The 24,032-nt window shown below is 72.1% G+C and carries 19 protein-coding genes; 13 read left to right on the top strand and 6 right to left on the bottom strand.

Annotated elements, in window-relative coordinates:
- The 3 genes from FHS13_RS02925 to FHS13_RS02915 all read left to right on the top strand — a co-directional run bounded on the left by FHS13_RS02925 (window position 1) and on the right by FHS13_RS02915 (window position 2,558).
- The gene (locus tag FHS13_RS02925) at window positions 1-1,005 is read left to right on the top strand and encodes an ABC transporter ATP-binding protein (RefSeq protein WP_184287060.1); all 1,005 of its coding nucleotides are present in this window, start codon (window positions 1-3) and stop codon (window positions 1,003-1,005) included.
- On the top strand, window positions 1,002-2,090 hold the full coding sequence (locus tag FHS13_RS02920) for an ABC transporter ATP-binding protein (protein ID WP_184287057.1): 1,089 nt from the start codon (window positions 1,002-1,004) through the stop codon (window positions 2,088-2,090). Before FHS13_RS02925 ends, FHS13_RS02920 begins: the two co-directional genes overlap by 4 nt.
- A gap of 90 nt (window positions 2,091-2,180) precedes the next feature.
- The gene (locus FHS13_RS02915) at window positions 2,181-2,558 is read left to right on the top strand and encodes a thiol-disulfide oxidoreductase DCC family protein (RefSeq protein ID WP_184287054.1); all 378 of its coding nucleotides are present in this window, start codon (window positions 2,181-2,183) and stop codon (window positions 2,556-2,558) included.
- Between the two features lie 58 nt (window positions 2,559-2,616).
- On the opposite strand, the gene FHS13_RS02910 is transcribed toward FHS13_RS02915, so the two are convergent.
- The gene (locus tag FHS13_RS02910; RefSeq protein ID WP_343064880.1) at window positions 2,617-3,495 is read right to left on the bottom strand and encodes a 3-methyladenine DNA glycosylase; all 879 of its coding nucleotides are present in this window, start codon (window positions 3,493-3,495) and stop codon (window positions 2,617-2,619) included.
- Between the two features lie 20 nt (window positions 3,496-3,515).
- The gene (locus FHS13_RS02905) at window positions 3,516-5,270 is read right to left on the bottom strand and encodes a hypothetical protein (RefSeq protein WP_184287051.1); all 1,755 of its coding nucleotides are present in this window, start codon (window positions 5,268-5,270) and stop codon (window positions 3,516-3,518) included.
- 239 nt (window positions 5,271-5,509) lie between these two features.
- On the opposite strand from FHS13_RS02905, the gene FHS13_RS02900 reads away from it, so the two are divergent.
- Window positions 5,510-6,934 (top strand): aldehyde dehydrogenase family protein, encoded by a 1,425-nt coding sequence (locus tag FHS13_RS02900; protein ID WP_184287048.1) that lies wholly within the window; start codon window positions 5,510-5,512, stop codon window positions 6,932-6,934.
- A 58-nt stretch (window positions 6,935-6,992) separates the two neighbouring features.
- Here FHS13_RS02900 and FHS13_RS02895 read toward each other — a convergent pair whose 3' ends face one another.
- Window positions 6,993-8,015 carry a trypsin-like serine peptidase gene (locus FHS13_RS02895; protein ID WP_184287045.1) on the bottom strand — a complete coding sequence of 341 codons (1,023 nt, stop codon included), beginning with the start codon at window positions 8,013-8,015 and terminating at the stop codon, window positions 6,993-6,995.
- 168 nt (window positions 8,016-8,183) lie between these two features.
- Window positions 8,184-9,827 carry a CocE/NonD family hydrolase gene (locus tag FHS13_RS02890; protein ID WP_184287041.1) on the bottom strand — a complete coding sequence of 548 codons (1,644 nt, stop codon included), beginning with the start codon at window positions 9,825-9,827 and terminating at the stop codon, window positions 8,184-8,186.
- A gap of 274 nt (window positions 9,828-10,101) precedes the next feature.
- On the opposite strand from FHS13_RS02890, the gene dxr reads away from it, so the two are divergent.
- The 6 genes from dxr to FHS13_RS02860 all read left to right on the top strand — a co-directional run bounded on the left by dxr (window position 10,102) and on the right by FHS13_RS02860 (window position 18,679).
- Window positions 10,102-11,319 carry a 1-deoxy-D-xylulose-5-phosphate reductoisomerase gene (gene dxr, locus FHS13_RS02885; RefSeq protein WP_343064897.1) on the top strand — a complete coding sequence of 406 codons (1,218 nt, stop codon included), beginning with the start codon at window positions 10,102-10,104 and terminating at the stop codon, window positions 11,317-11,319.
- Window positions 11,320-11,340: 21 nt separating this feature from the next.
- Window positions 11,341-12,693, top strand: a complete 1,353-nt coding sequence (locus FHS13_RS02880) for a M50 family metallopeptidase (RefSeq protein WP_184287035.1) — start codon at window positions 11,341-11,343, stop codon at window positions 12,691-12,693.
- A gap of 226 nt (window positions 12,694-12,919) precedes the next feature.
- Complete coding sequence (gene ispG, locus FHS13_RS02875; RefSeq protein WP_184287032.1) at window positions 12,920-14,074, top strand: flavodoxin-dependent (E)-4-hydroxy-3-methylbut-2-enyl-diphosphate synthase; 1,155 nt, start codon at window positions 12,920-12,922, stop codon at window positions 14,072-14,074.
- A 352-nt stretch (window positions 14,075-14,426) separates the two neighbouring features.
- Window positions 14,427-15,887, top strand: coding sequence for an amino acid permease (locus FHS13_RS02870; protein ID WP_184287029.1), 1,461 nt, complete (start codon window positions 14,427-14,429; stop codon window positions 15,885-15,887).
- A 218-nt stretch (window positions 15,888-16,105) separates the two neighbouring features.
- Window positions 16,106-16,915 (top strand): nitrilase-related carbon-nitrogen hydrolase, encoded by an 810-nt coding sequence (locus FHS13_RS02865; RefSeq protein WP_184287026.1) that lies wholly within the window; start codon window positions 16,106-16,108, stop codon window positions 16,913-16,915.
- Between the two features lie 51 nt (window positions 16,916-16,966).
- Window positions 16,967-18,679, top strand: coding sequence for a flavin monoamine oxidase family protein (locus FHS13_RS02860; RefSeq protein ID WP_184287023.1), 1,713 nt, complete (start codon window positions 16,967-16,969; stop codon window positions 18,677-18,679).
- Window positions 18,680-18,952: 273 nt separating this feature from the next.
- On the opposite strand, the gene FHS13_RS02855 is transcribed toward FHS13_RS02860, so the two are convergent.
- Window positions 18,953-19,426 (bottom strand): Lrp/AsnC family transcriptional regulator, encoded by a 474-nt coding sequence (locus tag FHS13_RS02855; RefSeq protein WP_184287020.1) that lies wholly within the window; start codon window positions 19,424-19,426, stop codon window positions 18,953-18,955.
- A 171-nt stretch (window positions 19,427-19,597) separates the two neighbouring features.
- Here FHS13_RS02855 and FHS13_RS02850 point away from each other — a divergent pair, with 171 nt between their 5' ends.
- The 3 genes from FHS13_RS02850 to FHS13_RS02840 all read left to right on the top strand — a co-directional run bounded on the left by FHS13_RS02850 (window position 19,598) and on the right by FHS13_RS02840 (window position 22,968).
- Window positions 19,598-21,202, top strand: a complete 1,605-nt coding sequence (locus FHS13_RS02850; protein WP_184287941.1) for an alpha/beta hydrolase — start codon at window positions 19,598-19,600, stop codon at window positions 21,200-21,202.
- Between the two features lie 45 nt (window positions 21,203-21,247).
- On the top strand, window positions 21,248-22,087 hold the full coding sequence (locus tag FHS13_RS02845; RefSeq protein ID WP_184287017.1) for a GNAT family N-acetyltransferase: 840 nt from the start codon (window positions 21,248-21,250) through the stop codon (window positions 22,085-22,087).
- A gap of 365 nt (window positions 22,088-22,452) precedes the next feature.
- Window positions 22,453-22,968, top strand: a complete 516-nt coding sequence (locus FHS13_RS02840) for an ATP-binding protein (protein ID WP_184287014.1) — start codon at window positions 22,453-22,455, stop codon at window positions 22,966-22,968.
- A gap of 116 nt (window positions 22,969-23,084) precedes the next feature.
- Here FHS13_RS02840 and FHS13_RS02835 read toward each other — a convergent pair whose 3' ends face one another.
- Window positions 23,085-23,927 carry an AMP-binding protein gene (locus tag FHS13_RS02835; protein ID WP_184287011.1) on the bottom strand — a complete coding sequence of 281 codons (843 nt, stop codon included), beginning with the start codon at window positions 23,925-23,927 and terminating at the stop codon, window positions 23,085-23,087.
- Window positions 23,928-24,032 lie beyond the last annotated feature (105 nt).

Raw genomic sequence — 24,032 nt, 5'->3', positions numbered from 1 at the left:
ATGAGTAACGGCACACCGCTGCTCGCGGTGGAGGAGCTGTCCGTGGTGTTCGGCGGGCGCGGCTCCGACGAGGTACGGGCCGTGGACGGAGTGTCCTTCACCCTGAACGAGGGAAAGGTCACGGGCCTGGTCGGAGAGTCCGGCTGCGGCAAGAGCGTCACCTCCCTGGCCCTCATGGGGCTGCTCCCCTCCCGCGGCGTGCGCATCGGCGGATCCGCCGTCATGCGGCTGCCCGAGGGGGAGACGGACCTGCTCCGGCTCCCCGCCCGCCGCATGCGCGACCTGCGCGGGTCGCAGCTGGCGATGATCTTCCAGGATCCGCTCAGCTCCCTCAACCCGGTGGTGCCCATCGGCGTCCAGGTGACCGAGATCCTCCGGAGACACCGGCGCATGGGCGGGTCCGCCGCGGCGAAGGAGGCCGCCGTCCTCCTGGACCGGGTGGGCATCCCCGACCCCACGCGCCGGCTCCGCGAATATCCGCACCAGCTGTCCGGCGGCATGCGCCAGCGCGCGCTCATCGCCATGGCGGTGGCCTGCCGCCCCCGCGTGATGATCGCCGACGAGCCGACCACCGCCCTCGACGTCACCATCCAGGCGCAGATCCTCGAACTGCTCAAGGAACTGGTCACCGAGGAGGGCACCGCGCTGCTCATGATCACCCACGACCTCGGGGTGGTCGCCGGGCTGTGCGACGACATCAACGTGCTGTACGCGGGCCGGGCGGTGGAGAGCGCACCGCGCGGTCCGCTGTTCGCCGAGCCCGCCCACCCCTACACGATCGGCCTGCTGGGCTCCGTCCCCCGCCTGGACGCGCCCCGCGGGGAACCGCTCACCCCGATCCGCGGATCGGTCAACGACAACATCGCCTGGACCGACGGGTGCGCGTTCGCACCCCGCTGCGACCGCTACGCCGCGGAGTGCCTGGAAGGGCCGCCGCCGCTGGTGCCGGCCGGGGACGGCCACACGCACCGGTGCGTGGACCCCGCCGAGGAGGAGACCGAATGAGCCTGCTGCGGATCAACGACCTCAAGGTGCACTTCCCGATCCGGCGGGGCGCCCTGGTCGACCGGACCGTCGGCCACGTGTACGCCGTCGACGGGGTGAGCCTGGAGATCGAGCGGGGCACCACCTACGGCCTGGTGGGGGAGTCCGGCTGCGGCAAGACCACCCTGGGGCGGGCGGTGCTGCGCCTGGTCGACATCACCTCCGGTGAGGTCTTCTTCGACGGGCGCGACCTGGCGTCGCTGGACGGCGAGTCCATGCGCCGGGAGCGCCGCAACCTCCAGATGGTCTTCCAGGACCCCCTCGGCAGCCTCAACCCCCGGCAGGACATCGGTTCCCTCCTCCTGGAGGGCCTGCAGACCCACGGGATCGGCGGTCCCGCCGAGGAGGACATGCCGGCCGGGCGCGGGGCGCGCCGCCGGGCGGTGCTGGAGGACCAGCGGCGCCGGGTGGTCGACGCCCTGGAGCGGGTCGGCCTGTCGGCGAAGGCGCTCACCCGCTACCCCCACGAGTTCTCCGGCGGGCAGCGCCAGCGCATCGGCATCGCCCGGGCCCTGGTGCTGGAGCCGGACCTGATCATCTGCGACGAGCCGGTGTCGGCACTGGACGTGTCGATCCAGGCACAGGTGCTCAACCTTCTGGAGAGCCTCCAGTCCGAACTCGGGCTGACCTATCTGGTCATCGCGCACGACCTCGCGGTGGTGCGCCACGTCAGCGACGTGGTGGGGGTCATGTATCTCGGGGCGCTGGTGGAGGAGGCTTCCAGCGACGACCTGTACCGCACGCCCCTGCACCCCTACACGCGGTCGCTGATGTCGGCGGTGCCGGTGCCCGACCCCGAGGTGGAGGACACCCGCGAGCGCATCCTCCTGTCGGGCGACCTGCCCTCCCCGGCGAACCCGCCCGCCGGCTGCCGGTTCCACACCCGCTGCCCGTGGCGCCAACAGGACCGCTGCGCCACCGAGCGGCCCGTGCTGCGCGAGGTGGGCGGAAGCGGCCACCGGGTGGCCTGCCACCACGCGGAGCGCATCCTCTCCGGCGAGATCGGGCCGCGCGACGCCGGCGCCGTCGGGGCGGGCGCGGAGTGACCTCGCGCGGGGGCGGGCCCCGGACGGAGGAACGGCGGCCGTTCCGGCGCCCCCGCGGGTGAGGTGCGCCGGCGCGGGAAGAACCATCCCATGAGCACGAGCGCGGTCCCCGCCTCCGGGGTGTTCCTGTACGACGCCGACTGCGGTTTCTGCAAGAGGTCGGTGGCCTTCGCGCGGGACCGGTTGCGGGCGCGGTCGCAATTCACCGCCTGGCAGGACTTCGACCTGGACTCGGTGGGCCTCTCGCCCGGGCAGACCCGGGAGGCGGCGTGGATGGTCCTTCCCGACGGCCGCCGCTTCCGGGGCGGGGACGCCGTCGCCGAGCTGCTGCTCCGGGCCCGGCCCCTGGTGCGCCCGGCGGGGCGGCTCATGCGCCTGCCGCTGCTGCGTGCGCTCAACCGCCGGGCCTACCGCTGGGTGGCCGACAACCGCCACCGCTTCTCCGGCTTCTCCGGCGGTGCGTTGTAGGCCGTGTTCCTCGGGCCCTCTCGCCGTAACGGCGGAGCCGACGCCCCGGCCGGTACGTTCAGGTGTTCCGCAGGGCGCGGCAGGCCTCCAGGAGCCGCTCGCGCAGCTCCGCGCCGCGCTCGGCGAAGCCGCTCTGCGCCTCCATGTACCGCGCCTTGCCCTCCGCGGTCTCGATCGGGACCGGTTCGTACCCCCAGGCCCGGAGGTCGTAGGGGGAGGCCCGCATGTCCAGGACCCGGATGTCGCGGGACAGCTCGAAGCAGTCCGCCACCAGCTCCGAGGGCACCGCCGGGGCCAGCTTGTACGCCCACTTGTACAGGTCCATGTTGGCGTGCAGGCAGCCCGGCTGGTCCATCTCCACCTGGGTCTCCCGGGTGGGGCGGAGCGTGTTGCGCGGACGGGCCGCGTCGGTGAAGAAGCGGAACGCGTCGAAGTGCGAGCAGGCGATCCGATGTGACTCCACCACCCGGTCGGTGCCCTCCTGGCCCAGCCGCAGCGGGACCTGGCCGTGCCGCACCCGGTCGGTCCGGTACACCATCGCCCACTCGTGCAACCCGAAGCAGCCCAGGTGCGCCGGGCGGGAGGAGACCGCCGTCAGCAGCCGCTCCACGAAGTCCACCACCGGCCGCGCCGCCAGGAACGCCTCGGTGTCCAGGCCCACGGCGCCGCCCGGAAGCTCCGTGTAGAAGCGCTCCGACAGCCGCTCGTGCGCGCCGAGCAGGACCGTGCCGGCCCCCGGGTGCCAGCGCCGCAGCTGTGCGGGCTTGAGGTTGTAGTAGGTGAACAGGAAGTCCTCCACCGGGTGGCGCTCGCCCGCGCGCCGCCTGCGCAGGTGTCCGCCGACCAGGGCGTCGACCCTCCTGCCGTGCCGATGCGCCCGCTCCCGCCACTCGCCCTCGGCCAGCACGGCCGGGGTCCTGGTACCTGTTGCCGTCACGGCCACCAGGGTACGCGCGCTCAGTTCGTCTGCTGCACGGGCAGGTGCCGGCCCAGATAGCCGACGTAGACGCGGTTGGTGGTGCCCGGGCCCAGATGCGGGTAGAAGTACAGCCGCGGGCAGATGCCGTACTCGATGTCGAGCTTGATGTGCGCGTACATCGGCACCCGGCCGCCGGGCGCCACCTCCTCCGGCACCCGGAACACGCGCTTCTCGCTGAGCTTTCCCCGGTTGCGCACGTGGTCGGACTCCTGCGACGCCAGGCGCTTGATCGGGATCACCCGGTACCCGTCCGGGTTCTCCCGCAGGTAGGAGTGGAAGCCCAGCCCGCGGTCGGGGTGGTCGAACTGGTAGCGCGCGTAGTCGTTGAGGGCGAGCAGGGCCTCCCAGGCACGCGTGACCCACAGGGACTCCTTGCGGCTCTCGGAGAGCTCGTACACCTCCTGGGCGTCGATGGTGAAGTACAGGTACGGCAGCCCTGTGCCGTCGGTGATGTGCTCCAGCAGTTCCGGCACGTCCTGCGGAGGCCTGCGCCGGGGGTCGGTCGGCGCGGGTGCGGCGGCCAGTCGGAACAGCCCGGCGTCGCGCGCCTGTCCGCGCAGCCACCGGGCCTCGTACCGGGCGCTGTTCAGCTGCTCCCGGGTGGCGCCCAGCTCCTCGGTGAGGTCGGCGGTCTCGGCCAGCAGCTCCTGGCGTTCCTCCGAGAGTTCCTTGACCTGGCTCCCGAGCCGGGTGACCTCCTCCCTCAGGCGCCGGATCTGCAGTTCCAGCGCCTCGCGCTCCTGGGCGGCCGCGATCTCGGCTGCGGGGTCGGCCCCGGGCGCGACCGGGGTGTCCCGGCTCGGCGGGGGAGCCGACGCCAGCAGGTCCTCGGTCTCCTCCGACAGCAGCGCGTCCACCGCCTGGAGGGGCTCGGGCAGCCGGATCGCCAGCGCGTTGTCCCTGACCCGGCGCGAGAGTGCGGCCCCCACCCAGTTGCGGATGTGCTCGCCCTCCCTGGCGGTGTCCAGGGTGGAAGGGTTCATGCGCGGATGCCGCGAGCCGTCGTCCTCGTCCTCCACCCCGGGTAAGAAGGTGCGCACTCCTCCGGCCGGGACGTCCAGCCCCGGGGGAAGGCGTTCGGCGACCTTGCCCCGGGCCGCGGCGTCGAGCACGTAGACGGCGCACATGCCGGTGCATCGCGACAGTGCCGCGGCCATGGCGCCGCGCCAGTCGGCGACGGTGACGTCCTTGGGCGCCCCGGTGGCCAGGACCGCCAGCCTCCGCCCGGGATCGCGGACCGTCGCGACCAGGGCGTCCACGAGGGCGTCGTCGCGTCCGCGCACGATGCGCGGTCCCGAGGGCAGGGGATGGCCGCCGTCGTGCGCGGGCAGCGCGTCCAGCAGCATGCGGGCGGCCTCGGGAGGCATGACGTCGACCTTGGGCTGCTCGGGGAGGAGGGGAACGGGTTCGACCGCCATGTCCAGCCAGACGTACCGCCACGGTGACAGCTCGGGATCGACCACCACGGTGACGGAGGTGCGCCACACCCCGTCCGGTTTCTCGGACTCCGTGGTCAGCCGCAGGAAGGACAGGCCCTCCTCGGTGTTGTCGTGCCGCACCACCAGGGCGCACGAGCGGTTGCTCAGCTCATGGCGGCCCGAGGAGGAGAAGTCCACACGCGCGCCCGAATTGCCCCGCTTGCTCAGCCACCGGGACAGCACGGCCGAGACGGCGGGGACCAGGTCGCCCCCGTTCTCGGGAACCGACACGAGCGTGCGGTAGACAAGCGGCAATGAGCACTCCCCGGCTCCCGTCGGCGGTCGGCCAGAGGCTCCGTCCGAGCAGGGCAGAGGCCTCATCACCACTGTGTATGAAGTCATCTCCCAGCGCCAGTCGGTTGGCGGAAGATCCCGTCCTGCCCCGTTCCCGGTGCCGGTTCTGTTCGCAGTGCTCCATGATGGCTAAGCCGTGCGGCCTGCTTGGCAACGGTGGACAAAGCGGGTGTGCGCTCCGCGGCACTAGCGTCGCTCCCATGTCCACGTACTCGTTCTGGCTGGCCGGCACCGCCGCGACCGGCGACACCGAAACCACCGTCGTCAACCCCTACACCGGCGAGGCCGTGGGCCGGGTCTCCGTCCCCACCGCGGAGCAGGTCGAGCGGGCCGTCGCCGCTGCCCACGCGGTCGCAGCCGAGGCCGCGGCCCTGCCCGCCCACGTCAAGGCGGCCGCGCTCGACCACATCTCCCGCAGGATCGGTGAGCGCGCCGAGGAGATCGCCCGGACCATCACCGCGGAGAGCGGCAAGCCCCTCAAGTGGGCCAGGGTCGAGGCGGCCCGCGCCGTGTCGGTGTTCCGCTGGGCCGCGGAGGAGGCGCGCCGCGACAGCGGTGAGCTCCAGCGCCTGGACACCGACGCCGGCGGCACCGGTCGCATGGCCCTGGTGCGGCGCGTCCCCAAGGGCCCGGTCCTCGGCATCTCGCCCTTCAACTTCCCGCTCAACCTGGTCGCCCACAAGGTCGCCCCGGCGATCGCGGTCGGCGCTCCCGTCGTCCTCAAGCCCGCCCCGGCCACGCCGATCACCGCCCTTCTGCTGGGCGAGATCATCGCCGAGACCGACCTGCCCGGCGGCATGGTGTCGATCCTGCCCGTGCCCAACGAGCAGGCCGCCTCCCTCATCGCCGACGAGCGCCTTCCCGTCGTCTCCTTCACCGGCGGCGCCTTCGGCTGGGAGATCCAGCGCCGGGTCCCGCACAAGCACGTCACCCTGGAACTGGGCGGAAACGCCGCCGCCGTCGTGCTCGACGACGCCGATCTGGACTGGGCCGCCCAGCGGGTGGCCCTGTTCGGCAACAACCAGGCGGGCCAGGTCTGCATCGGGGTGCAGCGCGTCGTCGTCACCGACGCGGTGTACGACACCTTCGTGCCGCGCCTGGTCGAGGCCGTGGAGGCCCTGGCGACCGGGGACCCGGCCGACCCCGAGACCGTGGTCGGGCCGCTGGTGGACGAGGCCGCCGCCGAGCGCGTCCAGTCCTGGATCGACGAGGCCGTCGCGGCCGGCGCGCGCGTGCTCACCGGCGGCACCCGCGAGGGAGTGACCGTCGCGCCGACGGTGATCGCCGACGCGCCCGCGGACTCCAAGGTGCTGCGCCAGGAGGTGTTCGGCCCGGTGCTGGTCCTGCAGCGCGTCGCCGACACCGACGCCGCGTTCGCCGCTGTCAACGACAGCGACTTCGGCCTCCAGGCGGGCGTGTTCACCCGCGACCTGCCCACCGCCTTCCGGGCCCACCGCGAGCTGGAGGTCGGTGGCGTGGTGATCGGCGACGTGCCCAGCTTCCGCGCCGACCAGATGCCCTACGGCGGCGTCAAGAAGTCGGGTGTGGGCCGCGAGGGCGTGCGCGCGGCGATGACCGACCTCACCCACGAGCGGGTCATGGTGATCACCGGCATCGACCTGTGACATCCCGGTCGGGGAACGGCGGCGCCCTCGGCGCCGCCGTTCCGCGTTCCGGGCCCGGTCAGAGGGCGGCGGCGCTCTCGTACAGCTCGCGCGCCTGTGCCCCCAGGCGGGGGCCGTACTGGGTGCGGCTGTCGTCCTCGTACTTGAAACTGACCACCGAGGCGATCGTGCCCGTGCCGGTCCCCGTGTCGAAGCCGGTGAACCAGGGGCCGCCGCTGGAGCCCTGGGTCATGTCGCAGCGCATCCCGTTGGCCGTGGTGCCGCCGCTGTCGGCCCGGGTCCGACCCGAGCAGTAGTGCAGTGCACTGCCGTCGTAGGGGGGAACGGCCGGATAGCCGAACGCGTAGACCTGCACCCCTTCGCGCACCCGGTCCGCGGTCCAGGTGCTGAAGGAGATCTGCTGCGCGCCGACCCGGTCCTGCACAGGGGTGCCGCCGTCGGTGTTGAGCACCGCCATCGCGAAGTCGTAGCTGTCGTCGGCATCGCGCGACCACTGCGGTGGGACCAGCAGGTCGCGCGCGGTGTAGCGGCCGTGGGGGGTCTCCCCGTCCGCGTACGCGGGGACGAAGGTCCAGTTGCGCGCCCACGAGCCGCGGCCGTCCTTGACGCAGTGCCCCGCGGTGATCAGCGTGCTCCTGTTGCGCGCGTCCACCACGGAGGCGGTGCAGGTGAGGTCGGTGCCGTCCATGGTCAGGTAGACCTTGCCGGTGGTCCGCACGACCCGGCCTCCCGCGCTCCAGGGTGCGCCGGGGCTGTCGGCCCGCGGTGCCGCCTGGGAGGCGGCCGCGGGCGGATCGGCGGTCGGGGCGCCCTCCAGGAGGCTGCTGACGGGCCGGGCCGCGGCCATCCTCTCGAGTGTCCAGTAGTCCAGGACGGCACGGTCCTGCTCCTCGGTGACGGCGGCGGCCTGGTGCGCGACACCCTCCTGGTGCGGCTCCCCGCTGCCCGGCGCGGTGCGGACGCTCGCCGTGTGCAGGGCCTGCGCGGGCCCCTCCGCGCGGTCGAGGAGGACCGTCCCCCCGGCGACGAGCGCGGCGGCGGCCAGGGGAGCGAGGATCTTGTGTGCGGTGGACGAGATCATGCCCGAATCCTTGCACACTCCCTGTATCCGCTCGGGTACTTTCGGTTGGCGGGGTGGAGGGTGTGTGAGGACCCGGCACAAGGGGAGGGCCGCCTCCGGTGGGGGGAACCGGAGGCGGCCCGGACCGTCCGCGCGGCGCTGCGGGAGTAGTGCCGTGCGGGCGGCCGATCAGGCGAGCGGGATGGTGATCCTGGAGGGCTCCTCCTCGGGGGAGGAGACCGTGACCCGGTCCCCGATCTCGCTCTCGTTCTGGTACCGGGCGTCCCTGCTGTCCACCACGACGGCCAGCCGGTGACCGGCCGGGACGTCCCACACCACGGACCCGAGCTCGGTGGTGACCGTCACGGGCTCGCCCGGGGTCGCGCCGCGCAGGGTGTAGGGCGCGTGGGAGACCAGGGCGCCGGTGCCGTTGCCGTCGACCGCGAACAGGTACACGAACACCGACTGGTCCTCGGTGGTCGGGGTGACCGTGAAGGTCGCCTCCGGTGTACCCGCCACCCGCGCCCCGTTCGGGTAGGGCTCGCTCGTCCACACGGCCGCCCGGTAGCGGTCGATCAGGGGGAGGCGGACCCCGGTGGGCACGTCGAAGAACTGCTGCAGCGCGCCGGACAGGAGCACGGTGCCGCTCTCGGCGGCCGTGTTGACACCGGTGCGGAAACCGTAGTTCCAGCCGGTGGCGGGCTCCGCTCCCATCGCGCCCTGGCTCTGCCAGCGCAGCCAGCTGGTGCTGGGCCTGTCGAGGTAGAGATCCTGGGTGCTGCCGGTCACCGAGGGCCAGTCGGCGTGCGAGGTCCAGCCGCCGCGGCCGTTGTTGGGCTTGACGTGCACCGGGTCCTCGGTGTCGACGCCGTTGGCCTCGCCCCGGAGGTGGTGGTCGAACCAGTCGCCGACCGACGCCCACACCTCGTCGGGCAGGCCGAGCGCGCCGAAGGCGTCGCGGGTGGCGTGGTCGCCGGGCGCGAGCATCAGGCGCTTGGGCCCTTCGAGCTCCTCGTAGAAGTCGGCGAGGTGACCGGCGGGGAAGAAGCCGTCGTTCCAGGCGTGGCCGATCATCACGGCGGTGCCGTTGTCGTTGATCCGGTCCACCTTGGTGGCGGCCGAGCGGTCGGGGGCGATCTCCAGGGCGGGCCCGAAGTCGCCGCTGCGGTAGCCCTCCTCCACACGGGTCAGGGTCTCGCCCTTGTTGCCGAGGAGGCCGCCCGAGAACAGGAGCACCTCGATCGACTGCGCGGTGGCGGTCTGGTTGGGCAGCAGGGAGACCTCCAGGTCGGCCCAGCCGCTGAGTGCGGCGACCGCCTTGACGCGGTCGTCCTCGGCCGCGGTCAGCAGGCTGATGCCGGCGCCGTAGGAGATACCGGCCATGCCGATCTTCTCGGGGTCGGCGTCGGTGTTCTCCAGGGCCCAGTCGATGACGGCACTGGCGTCGGCGCGGTCCTCGGGGCCGGCGATCTCGATCTCGCCGCCGGAGTCGTAGAAGCCGCGCGAGGTGTAGGTGACGACCTGGTAGCCGGACTCGAGGGCGAGCTTGGCGCCCGCGCCCACGTAGAGCAGGTTGTTGGTACCCCACGCGGAGGGCATCACCAGGAGGGGGTGGGGCCCCTCCGTGCCGGTGGGGGTGATCACCTTGGCCTGGAGCCGGGTGCCGTCGTGGCTGGTGATCGTCTCCCGGCTGACGGTGGCGCCGATGGCGGCCGCCGCCGGGGCGGGGGTGAGCAGTACCGATGCGAGCACGGCTGCCGCCGCGCCTGAGAGCAGGCGCACCAGCCGTCCGTGCCGGGGGGCCTCGGCGGCCCGGGGGGTCTTCGAACGCATTCTCTCGGGAACCTCGGATGAGCGGGGGAACAGGAGGTTTCCGATGGGGGTCGCGCCTCCACGCCATCGGAGGGCCCGGTGTTCGGCCTCACCGGGCAGCAGCACGTATTTAACTGTGAGGTAACTTACTTGCGAGTAAAACGTAGGCGAGGCGCGACCGGTTGTAAAGACCGGGCGGGCGGAGGGGGCCGCGGGGCATCGTCCACAGGCCCCGGCGGCCACCCGCCCGGTGCGGGACAATGGGGGCGTGCGAGAAGAACAGCAGCGAAGCGTAGTGATCCTCGGGTCGACCGGATCGATCGGGACCCAGGCCCTCGACATCGTCCAGCGCAACCCCCGCCGCTTCCGGGTGGCGGGCCTGGCCGCCGGTGGCGGACGGGTGGACCTGCTCGCCAAGCAGGCGGCCGAGTTCGACGTACCCCTCGTCGCCGTCGCCGACCCGGACCGGGCCGCCGAACTGTCGCGTGCCCTCGCGGCGCACGGGAGCCGCGCCGCCGTCCTGCCCGGCCCCGGGGGCGTGGCCGAGCTCGCCGGGAGCGCCTGCGACGTGGTGCTCAACGGCATCACCGGTGCCCTCGGCCTGGAATCCACCCTCGCCGCCCTGCGGGCGGGCACCTCCCTCGCCCTGGCCAACAAGGAGTCCCTCATCATCGGCGGGCCCCTCGTACGCGCTCTCGCCCGCCCCGGTCAGATCGTCCCCGTCGACTCCGAGCACTTCGCCATCGCCCAGTGCTTCCCCCACCTGCCCGGGGACGAGCTCACCGGCCTCGCCCAGGGGCACGTGAGGGCGCGAAGGGAAGAGGTGCGCCGCCTCGTCGTCACCGCCAGCGGCGGTCCCTTCCGGGGCCGGAGCCGGGACGAGCTGGCCGGTGTCACCCCCGCCGAGGCGCTCGACCACCCCACGTGGAGCATGGGCCCCGTCATCACCGTCAACTCCGCCACCCTGGTCAACAAGGGGCTGGAGGTCATCGAGGCCAGCCTGCTGTTCGACATGCCCTTCGACAAGATCGACGTGGTCGTGCACCCGCAGTCGATCGTCCACTCCATGGTGGAGTACGTCGACGGCTCCACCATCGCCAAGGCCAGTCCGCCCAGCATGATGATCCCCATCGCCTACGGGCTCGGCGCACCCGACCGCGTCCCCGACGCCGCACCCGGCCTGGACTGGACCCGGGCCCAGAACTGGACCTTCGAGCCGCTGGACCACGAGGCCTTTCCCGCGGTCCGATTGGCGTGCGAGGTCGGTGCCGCGGGCGGTACCGCGCCCGCCGTCTACAACGCGGCCAACGAGGAGGCCGTCGACGCCTTCCTCCAGGGAAACCTCGCTTTCCCGGCCATCATGGACACCGTGTCGCGGGTAGTCTCGGAACACCAGCGGACGGACCGCCCCGGTGGGGCGTCCGGACAGGAGCTGAGCCTCGACGACGTGTACGCCGCCGACGGCTGGGCCCGTACACGGGCGCGTGAGCTGGTCGCACGCCGCCAGGCCTGACACCGGTTTGAGGAGAGATGCATGGTCCTGCTGCTGACCGTGGTCGGGATCGCCCTGTTCGTTCTCGGTCTGCTGTTCTCGATCGCCTGGCACGAACTCGGCCACCTCGCCACCGCCAAGATGTTCGGTGTCAAGTGCACCGAGTACATGGTGGGCTTCGGCAAGACCCTGTGGTCGTTCCGCCGGGGTGACACCGAGTACGGCATCAAAGCCGTCCCGCTGGGCGGTTATGTCCGCATGGTGGGCATGATGCCGCCCTCGCGCCGGAGCGACGATAGCGGGCGCAAGCTCTCCCGCTGGCGCGCCATGGCCGAGGACGCCCGCGAGGCCTCCTACGTCGAGCTCTCGCCCGAGGACCAGGACCGGCAGTTCTACCAGCGGGCCCCGTGGAAGCGGCTCATCGTGATGTTCGCCGGGCCCGGCATGAACGTCGTCCTGGCCGCGATCCTGCTGGGCGTGCTGTTCATGGGTATCGGCGTGCCCCAGCAGACCACGCAGATCGGCGCCGTCAACGAGTGTGTGGCGCCCGCCGACAGCGGCGCCACCTCCTGCGAGGGACTCCCGCAGACCCCCGCGGCCGAGGCGGGTCTGCGGCCCGGGGACGTCATCGTGGAGGTGGGCGGCGTGCCCACCCCCGACTGGAACACCGCGAACCAGGCCATCCGCGGCTCGATGGGGCCCACCGAGATCGTCGTCGAGCGCGACGGCGAGCGCGTGGCCGAGAGCGTCGACATCATCGAGAACGAGCTCCCCGCCCGCGACGCCGAGGGCGACTTCCTCTACGAGACCGACGAGGACGGCGACGAGGTCGTGGACGAGCAGGGCCTGCCCGTCCACAGGATGGAGACGGTGGGCTTCCTCGGCATCATCTTCGCCACCGAGCGCGCCCCGCTCACCCTCGGCGAGTCCGCCGAGGAGATGGGCGCCATGATGGTCGGCGTGGGCGAGGCGCTCGTCGGACTGCCGGCCAAGGTCCCCGGCGTGTTCGCCGCCGCCTTCCTCGGCGAGGAGCGCACGGCCGACTCCCCGGTGGGCATCGTCGGCATCTCCCGCATCGGCGGCGAGATCATGGCCCAGGGTCTGCCGATCGCCGACACCGCGTCGATCATGATCCAGATGCTGGCCGGGGTGAACCTCTTCCTGTTCGCCTTCAACATGCTGCCGATCCTGCCCCTGGACGGCGGGCACATGGTCGGTGCGATCTGGGAGTGGATCAAGCGCGGCTGGGCCAAGCTGGCCCGCAGGCCCGAGCCGGCCCCGGTGGACGTGGCGATGCTGACGCCCGTCGCCTACGTCGTGGTGGCGTGCTTCCTGGTGTTCAGCGTCGTCCTGCTGGTCGCCGACGTCTTCAACCCGGTTCGGCTGTTCGGCTGAGCCCCGGCCGGGAGGCGGCCCCGCCTCCCGGCCGGGGAGCTCCGGGGTGCCGGGGACCGTCCCCGCTCCAGGTAACCTGGGCTCGCGACCCGGGAACGGCGGCGAGCCCCGCCGAGCCGGTGCTCCCCGATCGCGGCACCGTGCGCTGTACCGCCGGACGCCTTCCCGAAAACGGACGAATTCAAGTGCCGCCCCCTTCCCCGGCGGCAGACGAGGTGAATCAAGCGTGACCGTCGATCTCGGTATCCCCGCCACCCCGCCGCGCCCGCTGGCGACCCGGCGCAAGTCCCGGCAGATCATGGTCGGCAACGTTCCTGTGGGCGGTGACGCCCCGGTGTCCGTGCAGTCGATGACGACCACCCGTACCTCCGACATCAACGCCACCCTCCAGCAGATCGCCGAGCTCACCGCGGCGGGATGCCAGATCGTCCGGGTGGCCGTGCCCACCAACGACGACGCCGAGGCGCTGGCGGTCATCGCGAAGAAGTCGCAGATCCCGGTGATCGCCGACATCCACTTCCAGCCCAAGTACGTGTACGCGGCGATCGATGCCGGGTGCGCGGCGGTGCGCGTCAACCCGGGCAACATCAAGAAGTTCGACGACCAGGTCAAGGAGATCGCCAAGGCGGCCGGGGACGCGGGCACCCCCATCCGCATCGGCGTCAACGCAGGGTCGCTCGACAAGCGCCTGCTCGCCAAGTACGGCAAGGCCACGCCCGAGGCGCTCGTGGAGTCGGCCCTGTGGGAGTGCTCCCTGTTCGAGGAGCACGGTTTCCGCGACATCAAGATCTCGGTCAAGCACAACGACCCGGTCGTGATGGTCAACGCCTACCGGCAGCTGGCCTCGGCCTGCGACTACCCGCTGCACCTGGGTGTGACCGAGGCCGGCCCCGCGTTCCAGGGCACCATCAAGTCGGCGGTGGCCTTCGGCGCCCTGCTCTCCGAGGGCATCGGCGACACCATCCGGGTCTCCCTCTCCGCGCCTCCGTCCGAGGAGATCAAGGTGGGCAACCAGATCCTGGAGTCGCTCGGCCTGCGCGAGCGCGGCCTGGAGATCGTCTCCTGCCCCAGCTGCGGCCGGGCCCAGGTGGACGTCTACACGCTGGCCGAGGAGGTCACCGCCGGCCTGGAGGGCATGGACGTTCCGCTGCGCGTGGCCGTCATGGGCTGCGTCGTCAACGGCCCCGGCGAGGCACGCGACGCCGACCTGGGCGTGGCCTCGGGCAACGGCAAGGGCCAGATCTTCGTCAAGGGCGAGGTCATCAAGACCGTCCCCGAGTCCAAGATCGTGGAGACCCTCATCGAGGAGGCCCTGCGCATCGCGGAGGAGATGGGTGAGGGAGCCGGGTCGGGCGAGCCCACCGTCTCCGTCGCCGGCTGACCCGATCCCCGCACGTCCTCGGCCGCGCCGCCTCGGCGCGGCCGTTCGTGTGTCCGCGGCCGCCCGCACCGGTCGGGCGTGTGCCGAGTCCCGGTTCTTCTCCTTGTGTCTTCTCTCACGTCGGCGCTGCATGTGTGCGTCACAGTGCACGTTCTCGGCGTCCAGGGGCCTGAGGCGCAAGAAAAAGTGGTCATGTTGCCCACACAACACCATTAACGTTGCTCTGGGCACTTTTGAGTCGATACAGACACAAAATGCCCGTCTGTGCCTGGCCCCGAGAGGGCGTCCGCGTCCGCGTATCGGGCGATCCCCGCTACGCGGCGCATCCGCATGCAGTGACGAGGAGCAGTACGTGGTCGATCAGAAGACCCCGGCGGACGCCGCGGCGTCCAGGGGCCGGGGAGGTGCGCCCGCGATCCGGGAGCGCCTGACCCGGCGCAAGCCGGTGGAGGAGCTCGTGGCCGAGACCCAGGCGGCGGAGGGCACCGGGCTCCAGCGGCACATGGGGTTCTGGCAGCTGTCCATGATCGGGATCGGCGCGACCCTGGGCACCGGTATCTTCGTCGTCCTGGGAGAGGCGGTCCCCGTCGCGGGTCCCGCCGTCATCCTGTCCTTCGTGCTCGCGGGTCTGACAGCGCTGTTCTCCGCGCTGGCCTACGCCGAGATGGCCGGCATGATCCCCGCCTCCGGCTCCGCCTACTCCTACAGCTACGCCACCATCGGCGAGTTCATGGCCTGGGTGTGCGGCTGGTGCCTGATGCTCACCTACGGCGTCTCGGTCGCGGCGGTGGGCGTCGGCTGGGGCGAGTACATCAACGAGCTGCTCCACCTCACCACCGGACTGTCCCTGCCGCAGGCCCTCCTGGCGGGGCCGATGGAGGGCGGCCTGGTCAACCTGCCCGCCGCCGCGGTCGTGCTGCTGTCGATGTTCGCCCTGCTCGGCGGGGTGCGGGAGAGCAGCCGGCTCAACGCGGTCATGGTGGTGGTCAAGGTCGCCATCCTCGTGATGTTCGTGGCCATCGCGGTCACGGCCGTCCAGGAGGGAAACTTCGCCCCCTTCATGCCGATGGGCATGGCGGGCGTCAGCGCCGCGGGCGCCACCCTGTTCTTCTCGTACATCGGCTTCGACTCGGTCTCCACCGCGAGCGAGGAGGCAAGGAACCCCCAGCGCGACCTGCCGCGCGCCATCATGTTCTCCATGATCCTGGTGACGGCGATCTACTGCCTGGTGGCGTTCGCCGCGGTCGGCGCGTTCAACTGGACCGGTTTCGCCGACGGGGAGACGTCCCTGGCCGGCATCCTGACCAAGGTCACCGGGACCCCGGTGTGGGCGGTCGTCTTCGCTGCGGGGGCGGTTCTGGCCCTGGCCAGCGTCGTCCTGGTGGTGCTCTACAGCCAGACGCGGATCCTGTACGCGATGTCGCGCGACGGCCTCATCCCCGCGGCCTTCTCCGAGGTCGACGCCAAGGGCACCCCGTGCATTAATACCCTCGTCACCTCTCTGGTCATCGCGGTGCTGGCCGCCCTGGTGCCGCTGGGCCCGCTCGCCGACGCCACCTCCATCGGCACGCTCTTCGCGTTCGCGCTGGTCAACGTGGCCGTCCTGGTGCTGCGCCGGACCCGTCCCGACCTCCCGCGCGCCTTCCGCGTTCCCGGTGCCCCGGTCACCCCGGTGCTGGGTGTGCTGGCCTGCGCCTTCCTGATGTTCAGCATGTCCCTGAGCGTCTGGCTGGCCTTCCTGGCCTGGCTCGCGGTGGGCTTCGCGGTGTACTTCGGCTACGGCATGCGCCGCTCCGCCTTGGAGCGCGTCTGACCGCACACCGCGTCGACGAGGGGCCGGGGGGAGACTTCCCGGCCCCTCGTCGCGTCCGGAGCCGTGGGAGAGGTCACAGAAAGACGCGGAACGCAAAGAACCACGTCAGAGCCAGGAAAATACGCAAAGTTCCACGTCCTCCGATCACTTTTCCGACGGTTCTCGCCGCCTAGAGTGGACACGGCCGCGACGACGTTCCCGGGAGAGGAGGCACGGCCGTGCACACGCGACGACCCCTGCGGGTGGCCCTGGACCAGGGCTGCGGCCGCAGCGGCGACACCGCTTCCGCCCTGTCCCGCCTCGCAGAGCGGGCCCGGGCCGCCGCCGACGCCGGCGCCGACCTGATCGCCGGCCCGGAGATGTCCCTCACCGGCTACAACATCGGCCCCGCCACCGCCCGGCTCGCCGAGCCCGCGGACGGCCCTCTGGCGGAGGCGGTCTCCGCCATCGCCCGCGAGAACGGCATCGCCGTGGCCTACGGCTTCCCCGAGCGGGCGAACGGGGCGGTGTACAACACCGTCCAGGTCGTGGACTCCTCCGGGGAGCGACTGGCCGCCTACCGCAAGACCCACCTCTTCGGCGACCTGGACCGCGAATCCTTCACCCCCGGCGACGAGCCGGTCGTGCAGGCCGACCTCTGCGGCGTGCGCCTGGGCCTGCTCGTCTGCTACGACGTCGAGTTCCCCGAGGCGGTCCGCGCCCACGCGCTGGCCGGGACGGAGCTCCTCCTCGTCCCCACCGCTCTCATGCTGCCCTTCACCCGGATCCCCGAACAGGTCGTGCCCGTACGCGCCCTGGAGAACCAGATCCACGTGGCCTACGTGAACCGCTGCGACACCGAGGGGGACCTGCGCTACGCGGGCCTGAGCACCCTCGTGGCGCCCGACGGCTCCGAGACGCTGCGGGCCGGCCCCGGCGAGGAACTCCTGATCGGCGACGTCGACCCGGACGCGGTCGCCCGCGCCCGCCGCGAGCAGTCCTATCTCGCCGACCGCCGACCCGCCGTGTACACGCGCCTCGTGCTCTGACCGTTCCGCCGCCCCGAGAACATTCGCCCAGCCACCTCCGGGAGGAACCCCATGACCTCTGCCGTGCCCACGGCCGCCGGTGCCGCGCAGGAGCAGGAACCGCCGCTGAACATGTGCGGTCCGGACTTCCCGTTCCCCTACGACGCCTACCTGGCCCACCCCGCGGGCCTGGGCCAGGTGCCCGCCGACCGGCTGGGCACCGAGGTCGCCGTGATCGGCGGGGGACTCTCGGGGATCGTGACCGCCTACGAGCTGATGAAGATGGGCCTGCGGCCGGTCGTGTACGAGGCGGACCGGATCGGCGGGCGCCTGCGGACCGAGCGCTTCCCCGGGCTGCCCGACGAGGTGGTCGCCGAGATGGGCGCCATGCGCTTCCCCCCGTCCTCCACCGCCTTCTGGCACTACGCGAACCTCGTGGGCCTGAGGGCGGCGCCCTTCCCCAACCCGCTCTCCCCGGCCGCCCCGAGCACGGTGGTCGACCTCAAGGGCGAGACCCACTACGCCACCACCCAGGACGACCTTCCCGAGGTCTACCGCGAGGTGGCCCGCGCCTGGGAGCGGACCCTGGAGGAGGGCGCCCAGCACTCGCGGATGCAGAAAGCCCTCCGGGAGCGCGACACGGCCACCCAGAAGGAGATCTGGAACGCACTCGTCGAGCGGCTCGACAACCAGACCTTCTACGGCTTCCTGTGCGAATCCCCTGCCTTCTCCTCCTTCCGGCACCGCGAGATCTTCGGCCAGGTGGGCTTCGGAACCGGAGGCTGGGACACCGACTTCCCCAACTCCATCCTGGAGATCCTGCGCGTCACCTACACAGGTGCCGACGACGACCACATGGGCATCGTCGGCGGCGTCCAGCAGCTGCCGCTGCGCCTGTGGGAGGACGCCCCCGACAAGCTCGTCCACTGGGCGCAGGGCACCACCCTGGCCTCGCTGCACGGGGACGGACCCCGCCCGGCGGTGACTGCCCTGCGCCGCACCGCGGCCCCGGGGTCCCCCTCGGGGAACATCACGGTCACCGACGCCTCCGGCTCCACCCGCACCTACGCTGCGGCCGTGTTCACCGCGCAGAGCTGGATGATGCTCTCCAAGGTCGACTGCGACGAGGAACTCCTGCCCATCGACCACTGGACGGCGATCGAGCGCACCCATTACATGGAGTCCTCGAAGCTGTTCGTGCCGGTGGACCGCGCGTTCTGGCGGGACAAGGACCCCGAGACCGGCCGCGACACCATGAGCATGACCCTGACCGACCGGATGACCCGGGGCACCTACCTCCTGGAGGGCCCCGACCCGGACGGCCCCGCGGCGATCTGCATGTCCTACACCTGGTGTGACGATGCACTCAAATGGCTGCCCCTGTCGGCCGGAGAGCGCATGGAGGTCATGCTCTCCTCGCTCGGCAAGATCTATCCCGGTGTGGACATCCGGTCCCACATCACGGGCGACCCGGTCACGGTCTCCTGGGAGGACGAGCCCTACTTCATGGGCGCCTTCAAGGCCAATCTGCCCGGCCACTACCGCTACCAGCGCCGCCTGTTCACCCACTTCAGGCAGGACTCGCTCCCCGAGCGCCACCGCGGCCTGTTCCTTGCCGGCGACGACGTGTCGTGGACCGCGGGATGGGCCGAGGGCGCGGTGCAGACCGCCCTCAACGCGGTCTGGGGCGTGATGCACCACCTGGGTGGTGCGACCGACCCGCTCAACCCCGGACCCGGGGACCTGTTCGACGAGCTGGCGCCGGTCGCCCTCCCGGAGAACTAGGATCTGCAGGTCGGGACCCACGGACCAGGAACCCACAAGGTTCCTCCCCAAGGGCCCTGCTCCTCGGATGCTTTCGCGCTCTCGGCGCAGCAGGCGCCTCTGCGGGAAGCCGATCCGGCAGTTCCGCGAGGCGGAGTGCTCATCCCCTGGCCGGCCCTCCCGTCGTTTCTCCGACACGGGAGGGGAGAGCCCGGCCGCCGCGCGGCGAAATGACCCGAGGAGCAGGGTCCGGCAGCTCCGGGCGCGTGCCAGCGAACCTCACGCGCCCGGAGCTCAGCCGTTTCCGGACACCTCGGAGGCTCCCGCGAGGACGGGCCGGTCGACCAGCCGCGACAGCACGAGGGTGCTTTTCGTGCGGACCACGAACGGCTCGGCGCCGATGCGCTCGATCACCTGCTCCAGGTGCTGGGTGTCGCGGGCACGTACCTGCACGACGGCATCCGCGTCCCCGGTGACCGTACAGGCGGAGGTGACCTCGGCGTAGCCCTCGAGGCCCTGGCGGATCTCGGAGGGAGAGGTGCGGGCCCGGCAGTACAGCTCGATGAAGGCCTCGGTGGTCCATCCGACGGCCTTCGGTTCGACCACCACGGTGAACCCGCGCACGGCGCCCGACTCCACCAGGCGGTCCAGACGGCGCTTGACCGCGGAGGGGCTGAGTCCGACCCGGCCGCCGATCTCGGCGAAGCTCGTCCGCGCGTCCGCGCCGAGTATCGCGATGATCCGCTCATCGACACGATCAAGCCGCATTGCGCCCCTTTGCTGGTCTCTGGCCAGGTAGGGCAATGCTATCGGCGGGCGGGGCCGCCGTGTCGCTTCTCCCGGCACGCACGGTCGCGGGGAGAATACGAGCAGTCGTCGAGGGGGCGGGGGAGTGCGCACGTGGGAGTACGGGGACCGGCCGCGCTGTCGGCCGGGGTGATGCTGGTCTCCCTGTGGGCGGCGCCCGCGCAGGCGGAGGGCGCCGCCGAGGCCCTGCGCACCGACCAGGGCACACTCGAGTGGCTGCCCTGCGAGGACATCGACCCGGTCGGGGACGAGGTCCTGGAGTGCGCCGCCCTCACCGTCCCCATGGCGCACACCCCCGGCGGAGACGGCGACCGCGCCCTCGGGGACACGGTGCGGATCGCCCTGTCCCGCGTTCGCGCCACGGACAGGGCCGAGCACACGCTCCTGGTCAATCCCGGAGGTCCGGGCAGCCCCGGCCGCCTCTGGGCCTCCCACACCCACGCCCGCATGCCGCCGGAGCTGCGCGAGGTCTACGACGTCGTCGCCTTCGACCCGCGCGGCACCGGGGCCTCCACCCCCTCGATCTCCTGCGACCCCGGCCACTTCGCCCCGGTCCGCCCCGACACGGTCCCGGCCGGGGAGGAGGCCGAGGCGGCCCTGCGCGCCCGGGCCGAGAAACACGCCGCCGCGTGCGCGGAGAACACGGGCCCCCTCCTCGAACACGTCCGCACCGAGGACACCGCCCGCGACATGGACGCCGTCCGGGCCGCCCTCGGCCTCGAACGCATCGACTACCTCGGCTACTCCTACGGCAGCTACCTCGGCACCGTCTACTCCGCGCTCCACCCCGGCCGGGTCCGCGCCCTGGTCCTGGACAGCGCCGTCGACCCCGACACCCCCTGGTACGAGAGCAACCTCCGGCAGAGCCGGGCCCTGGACCGCGCGGCCCGGAGCTTCTTCGCCTGGACGGCCCGCCACGACGGAACCTACGGCCTGGGCGCCACCGAGGAGGAGGTGGCGAAGGCCTACCAGGACCTGCGCGCCGAACTGGCCTCGGAGCCGATCGGGTCCACCGTCGGGCCCACCGAACTGGAGGGTGTCGCCATCGTCACCGCCTACAGCGGGCAGGCCTGGCTGTCCGTGGCCGATGCCCTGTCCGCCTGGATCACGCGGGGAGACCCTGCCCCTCTCCTGGCCCTGCACGAGGCCTACGGGGAGCAGCCCGACACCGGCACCGACAACGCCTACGGCGGTTACCTCGCGGTCCAGTGCACCGACGCCCCCTGGCCCGGGGGCTGGGACCGCTGGCGCGCCGACGCCGAGGCGGTCCACGACCGGGCACCCTTCATGGGGTGGCACAACATCTGGTACAACGCCCCGTGCGCCTTCTGGCAGGCGCAGGCCGGGCCCTGGTTCCAGGTCGGCGACGGCGCCGGCGAACACCGGGCCCACACCGGGGACGCGCTGATCGTCCACGCCACCGGTGACGGCGCCACCCCGGTCGAGGGGGCCCTCGCCCTGCGCGAGCGCCTGCCGGGATCGGTCCTGGTCGTCGAGGAGGGCGGCCGCAGCCACGGTGTCTCGCTCACAGGGAACACGTGCGTCGACGCGGTGGTCTCCGCCTACCTGCTGGAGGGCAGGCTGCCGGTGCGGCGCGGGGGAGAGGGTGCCGACCTCTCGTGCGAGGCCCGCCCGGAACCGCGGCCGACCGACTCGCAGGACGCACCTGGGAGGATGGCGGAGAACTTCGGGCCTCTCGGGGCGGAACACCCCGAAAAGTCCGGGGTGTCCGGGTAGCGTTCGCGTAGGCTGGGAAGACGCCGGCCAGATGGGGGAGATGCGATGCTGCGAACCTCGCCGCTGCGGATTCTCGGGGAGCAGGACCGGGACGCGGTACGCGCCATCCTGGACCGGGACCCGGCGGGCAACGTGTTCGTCGCCTCGCGGCTGTCGGCGGCCGGGATAGCGGCCACCCGCACCGCCGAGGTGTGGGGCCACGTCGAGCGCGGGCGCCTCACCGCCCTGTGCTACTCCGGGGCCAACCTCGTTCCCGTCAACGCCGGCCCGGCGGCGATCCGCAGCTTCGCCGACCACGCCCGCCGGCGCGGCCGGCGCTGCTCCTCGATCGTCGGGCCGGTCGATGCCGTCACCGACTTCTGGGAGCAGGTCGCCCCGGCCTGGGGGCCCGCCCGGGCCATCCGAGCCAGCCAGCCGGTGCTGGAGATCCGCGAGCCCGCCTCCGTCCCCGCCGACCCCCTGGTGCGCAGGGTCCGCCCCTCCGAGCTCGACATCCTCGTGCCCGCCTGTGTGGCCATGTTCACCGAGGAGGTCGGGGTGCCACCGGACTCGGGTGACGGCGGCGCGCTCTACCGGGCCCGGGTGGAGGAACTCGTGCGCACGGGGCGCGCCTTCGCCCGCATCGAGGACGGCCGGGTGGTGTTCAAGGCGGAGATCGGCGCGGTCACCGAGCACGCCTGCCAGGTCCAGGGCGTGTGGGTCCATCCGGAGCTGCGGGGACGGGGCCACTCGGTTCCCGGGATGGCCGCCGTGGTCCGGTACGCCCTGGCCGAGATCGCGCCGCGGGTCACGCTCTACGTCAACGACTTCAACGCCCCGGCCCGGGCCGCCTACGGCCGTGTCGGTTTCCGCCAGGTCGGAGAGGTCATGTCCGTCCTGTTCTGAACGGGGCGGGGACCGTGTCGTAATCGATACTGCAAAGACACGGGACCGTGGTGTTTGGCCGAAGTCATTTCCGTTTTGTAGTGCTTGTGGGCGGATTATTCGATTCTTCGGTTTCGTTCGTTCCTATTTCGCCCGGGCCGAGCGGTCCATGCGGCATTGCCGAAGTGTCGCACGTCACACGCTGTGGCCTCGGCCTGGGGCGTCACCTCTTTGTCCTCGCCGGGGAGGACACATGACAGGCCTTGGTGAACGATTTCCGGCGCCGCGAACCGCGGTGTGCTGTTCTGGAGCGAGCGCACCCTTGTCTAAGGTGAAGTGAAGGCGGCGCACACTGCGCGCCCTTCGCGGGTGATGGGAGCAACCGGATGGCTGAAGCGAGGCAACTCCGGGAACACGTGCCCGCGGAGGCCTCCGGGAGCACGGATTCCGTGGAGAGCACGGGTCTCACCGGGGGAGCCACGGACCACACGGTGTGGAGCTGCGCCGGGAACCTGACGGCGGTCCGCTCCGTGCGTGCGCGTGTACGCGAGTTCCTCGCCCGCATGGGCCACTCCGAGGGTGTCCTGGACGATGCGGAGCTCGCCGTCAGCGAGTTGGCCACCAACGCCCTCCTGCACTCCCGCTCCGGCCAGAGCGGCGGGGTCATGACGCTGTTCATCCGCTCCGACTCCGTCCGTCTGCGTGTGGCCGTCGCCGATCAGGGCGAGCGCAGGGGACCGGGCGGACACACCCGGGAGGACAGCGGGGACTTCGGCCGCGGCAAGCTCATCGTCGACAGCTGCGCCACCCGCAGCGGCGAGTACCGGAGCGAGTCCACCCACGTGGCCTGGTTCGAGATCGACGACGAGCACCGCTCCCGGAGGGACGACGACGGGCACTGAGCCCGAACCGCCCCGGGTGTGTCCGGCGAGGGCCGCGGGGAGCCCGGAGCCGCGGGGAGCAGGGCCGCCGCGGGGCGGGCTCCGCCGCTACGGCGAGAGCATCCAAAGAACAGGGCCTATGCCCGGGCCCCCGGCGCGGCGACGCGCTCGGGGTGCGGGGTGCAGCGCACCGTCACCCGCCGGCCCTCGGGGGCGGGGCAGCCGGATCCGGCCACCACGCAGGCCCCCGTCCACAGAGCCAGCGCCACCAGGGCCAGCCGGGTGGGTTCCTCGCCCTCCTCGTCCACGGCGACCACGTCCTCGGCCGTCAGGTCCAGGCACTCGCGCAGGGCACAGAAGCGGGACATGAGGTCGCTGTGCGGGTACAGGGTGATCAGCAGGCCGCCGGAGCCGTCCTCGTAGCCCAGGACACCGTTGTCGAAGAGGCCGCGAGAGGGGCTGTAGCCGTTCCCGTCGGGGCTGGGCCGCAGCAGCTCGTCGAAGGGCGTCGTCCCCGGTTCACTCCCGAAGCAGATCACCTGGCGGACCCGCGACCTCTCGGCCAGGTCGAGCCCGGCCCGTGCCATGTCGGCGCTCACCAGCAGCAGCCGGGCGTCGGTCTCCTCGAGGGCCGCGCGCTGGGTACGGGGATCGGAGGAGACGGACAGGGGCAGTGCGCGTCCGCCCACGGCCATCACGGTGTAGGTGGCCAGGAACCTGTCGGGCGAGACCGGGGCGAGGATGCCCACCACGTCACCCAGGCACATGCCGCGGTGGCTCAGCCCCGCCGCCGCCCGCTCCACGGTGGCGGCGAAGGTGAGGGCGTCGACCCGCCTCCCTCCGGCGCGGATCGTCCCCCCCAGGCCGGGGCGCAGTTCGAGCCGCTCGCACAGGCCTCCCGTCAGTGATCCGATCGGGTCGTCCCGGCGCGGCAGGTGGCGCCCCGGTCGTCCGGTTCCTGAAGACAGCACTACCCCCATGCGTTCCCCCAGTTCGCCCTGACCTCGGTGGTACCGCAGCCCGGGTTCGTCACGCCCCCTCCGCGTGACGAACCCGGGAGCGCCGCACCGGTTGTCGAAGCGGGA

The sequence above is a fragment of the Nocardiopsis algeriensis genome (genome assembly GCF_014203695.1).
Lineage (GTDB): Bacteria > Actinomycetota > Actinomycetes > Streptosporangiales > Streptosporangiaceae > Nocardiopsis > Nocardiopsis algeriensis.
The sequence above is the reverse complement of the archived record's forward strand: the minus strand, read 5'-3'. Positions and strand labels throughout refer to the sequence as shown.

What these genes read in the sequence shown, in the direction of transcription:
- FHS13_RS02925 (WP_184287060.1), top strand. Translation starts at nt 1, where the DNA reads ATGAGTAACGGCACACCGCTGCTCGCGGTGGAGGAGCTGTCCGTGGTG.
- FHS13_RS02920 (WP_184287057.1), top strand. Translation starts at nt 1,002, where the DNA reads ATGAGCCTGCTGCGGATCAACGACCTCAAGGTGCACTTCCCGATCCGG.
- FHS13_RS02915 (WP_184287054.1), top strand. Translation starts at nt 2,181, where the DNA reads ATGAGCACGAGCGCGGTCCCCGCCTCCGGGGTGTTCCTGTACGACGCC.
- FHS13_RS02900 (WP_184287048.1), top strand. Translation starts at nt 5,510, where the DNA reads ATGTCCACGTACTCGTTCTGGCTGGCCGGCACCGCCGCGACCGGCGAC.
- FHS13_RS02895 (WP_184287045.1), bottom strand. Translation starts at nt 8,015, where the DNA reads ATGATCTCGTCCACCGCACACAAGATCCTCGCTCCCCTGGCCGCCGCC.
- FHS13_RS02890 (WP_184287041.1), bottom strand. Translation starts at nt 9,827, where the DNA reads ATGCGTTCGAAGACCCCCCGGGCCGCCGAGGCCCCCCGGCACGGACGG.
- FHS13_RS02880 (WP_184287035.1), top strand. Translation starts at nt 11,341, where the DNA reads ATGGTCCTGCTGCTGACCGTGGTCGGGATCGCCCTGTTCGTTCTCGGT.
- FHS13_RS02860 (WP_184287023.1), top strand. Translation starts at nt 16,967, where the DNA reads ATGACCTCTGCCGTGCCCACGGCCGCCGGTGCCGCGCAGGAGCAGGAA.
- FHS13_RS02855 (WP_184287020.1), bottom strand. Translation starts at nt 19,426, where the DNA reads ATGCGGCTTGATCGTGTCGATGAGCGGATCATCGCGATACTCGGCGCG.
- FHS13_RS02850 (WP_184287941.1), top strand. Translation starts at nt 19,598, where the DNA reads ATGCTGGTCTCCCTGTGGGCGGCGCCCGCGCAGGCGGAGGGCGCCGCC.
- FHS13_RS02845 (WP_184287017.1), top strand. Translation starts at nt 21,248, where the DNA reads ATGCTGCGAACCTCGCCGCTGCGGATTCTCGGGGAGCAGGACCGGGAC.
- FHS13_RS02840 (WP_184287014.1), top strand. Translation starts at nt 22,453, where the DNA reads ATGGCTGAAGCGAGGCAACTCCGGGAACACGTGCCCGCGGAGGCCTCC.
- FHS13_RS02835 (WP_184287011.1), bottom strand. Translation starts at nt 23,927, where the DNA reads ATGGGGGTAGTGCTGTCTTCAGGAACCGGACGACCGGGGCGCCACCTG.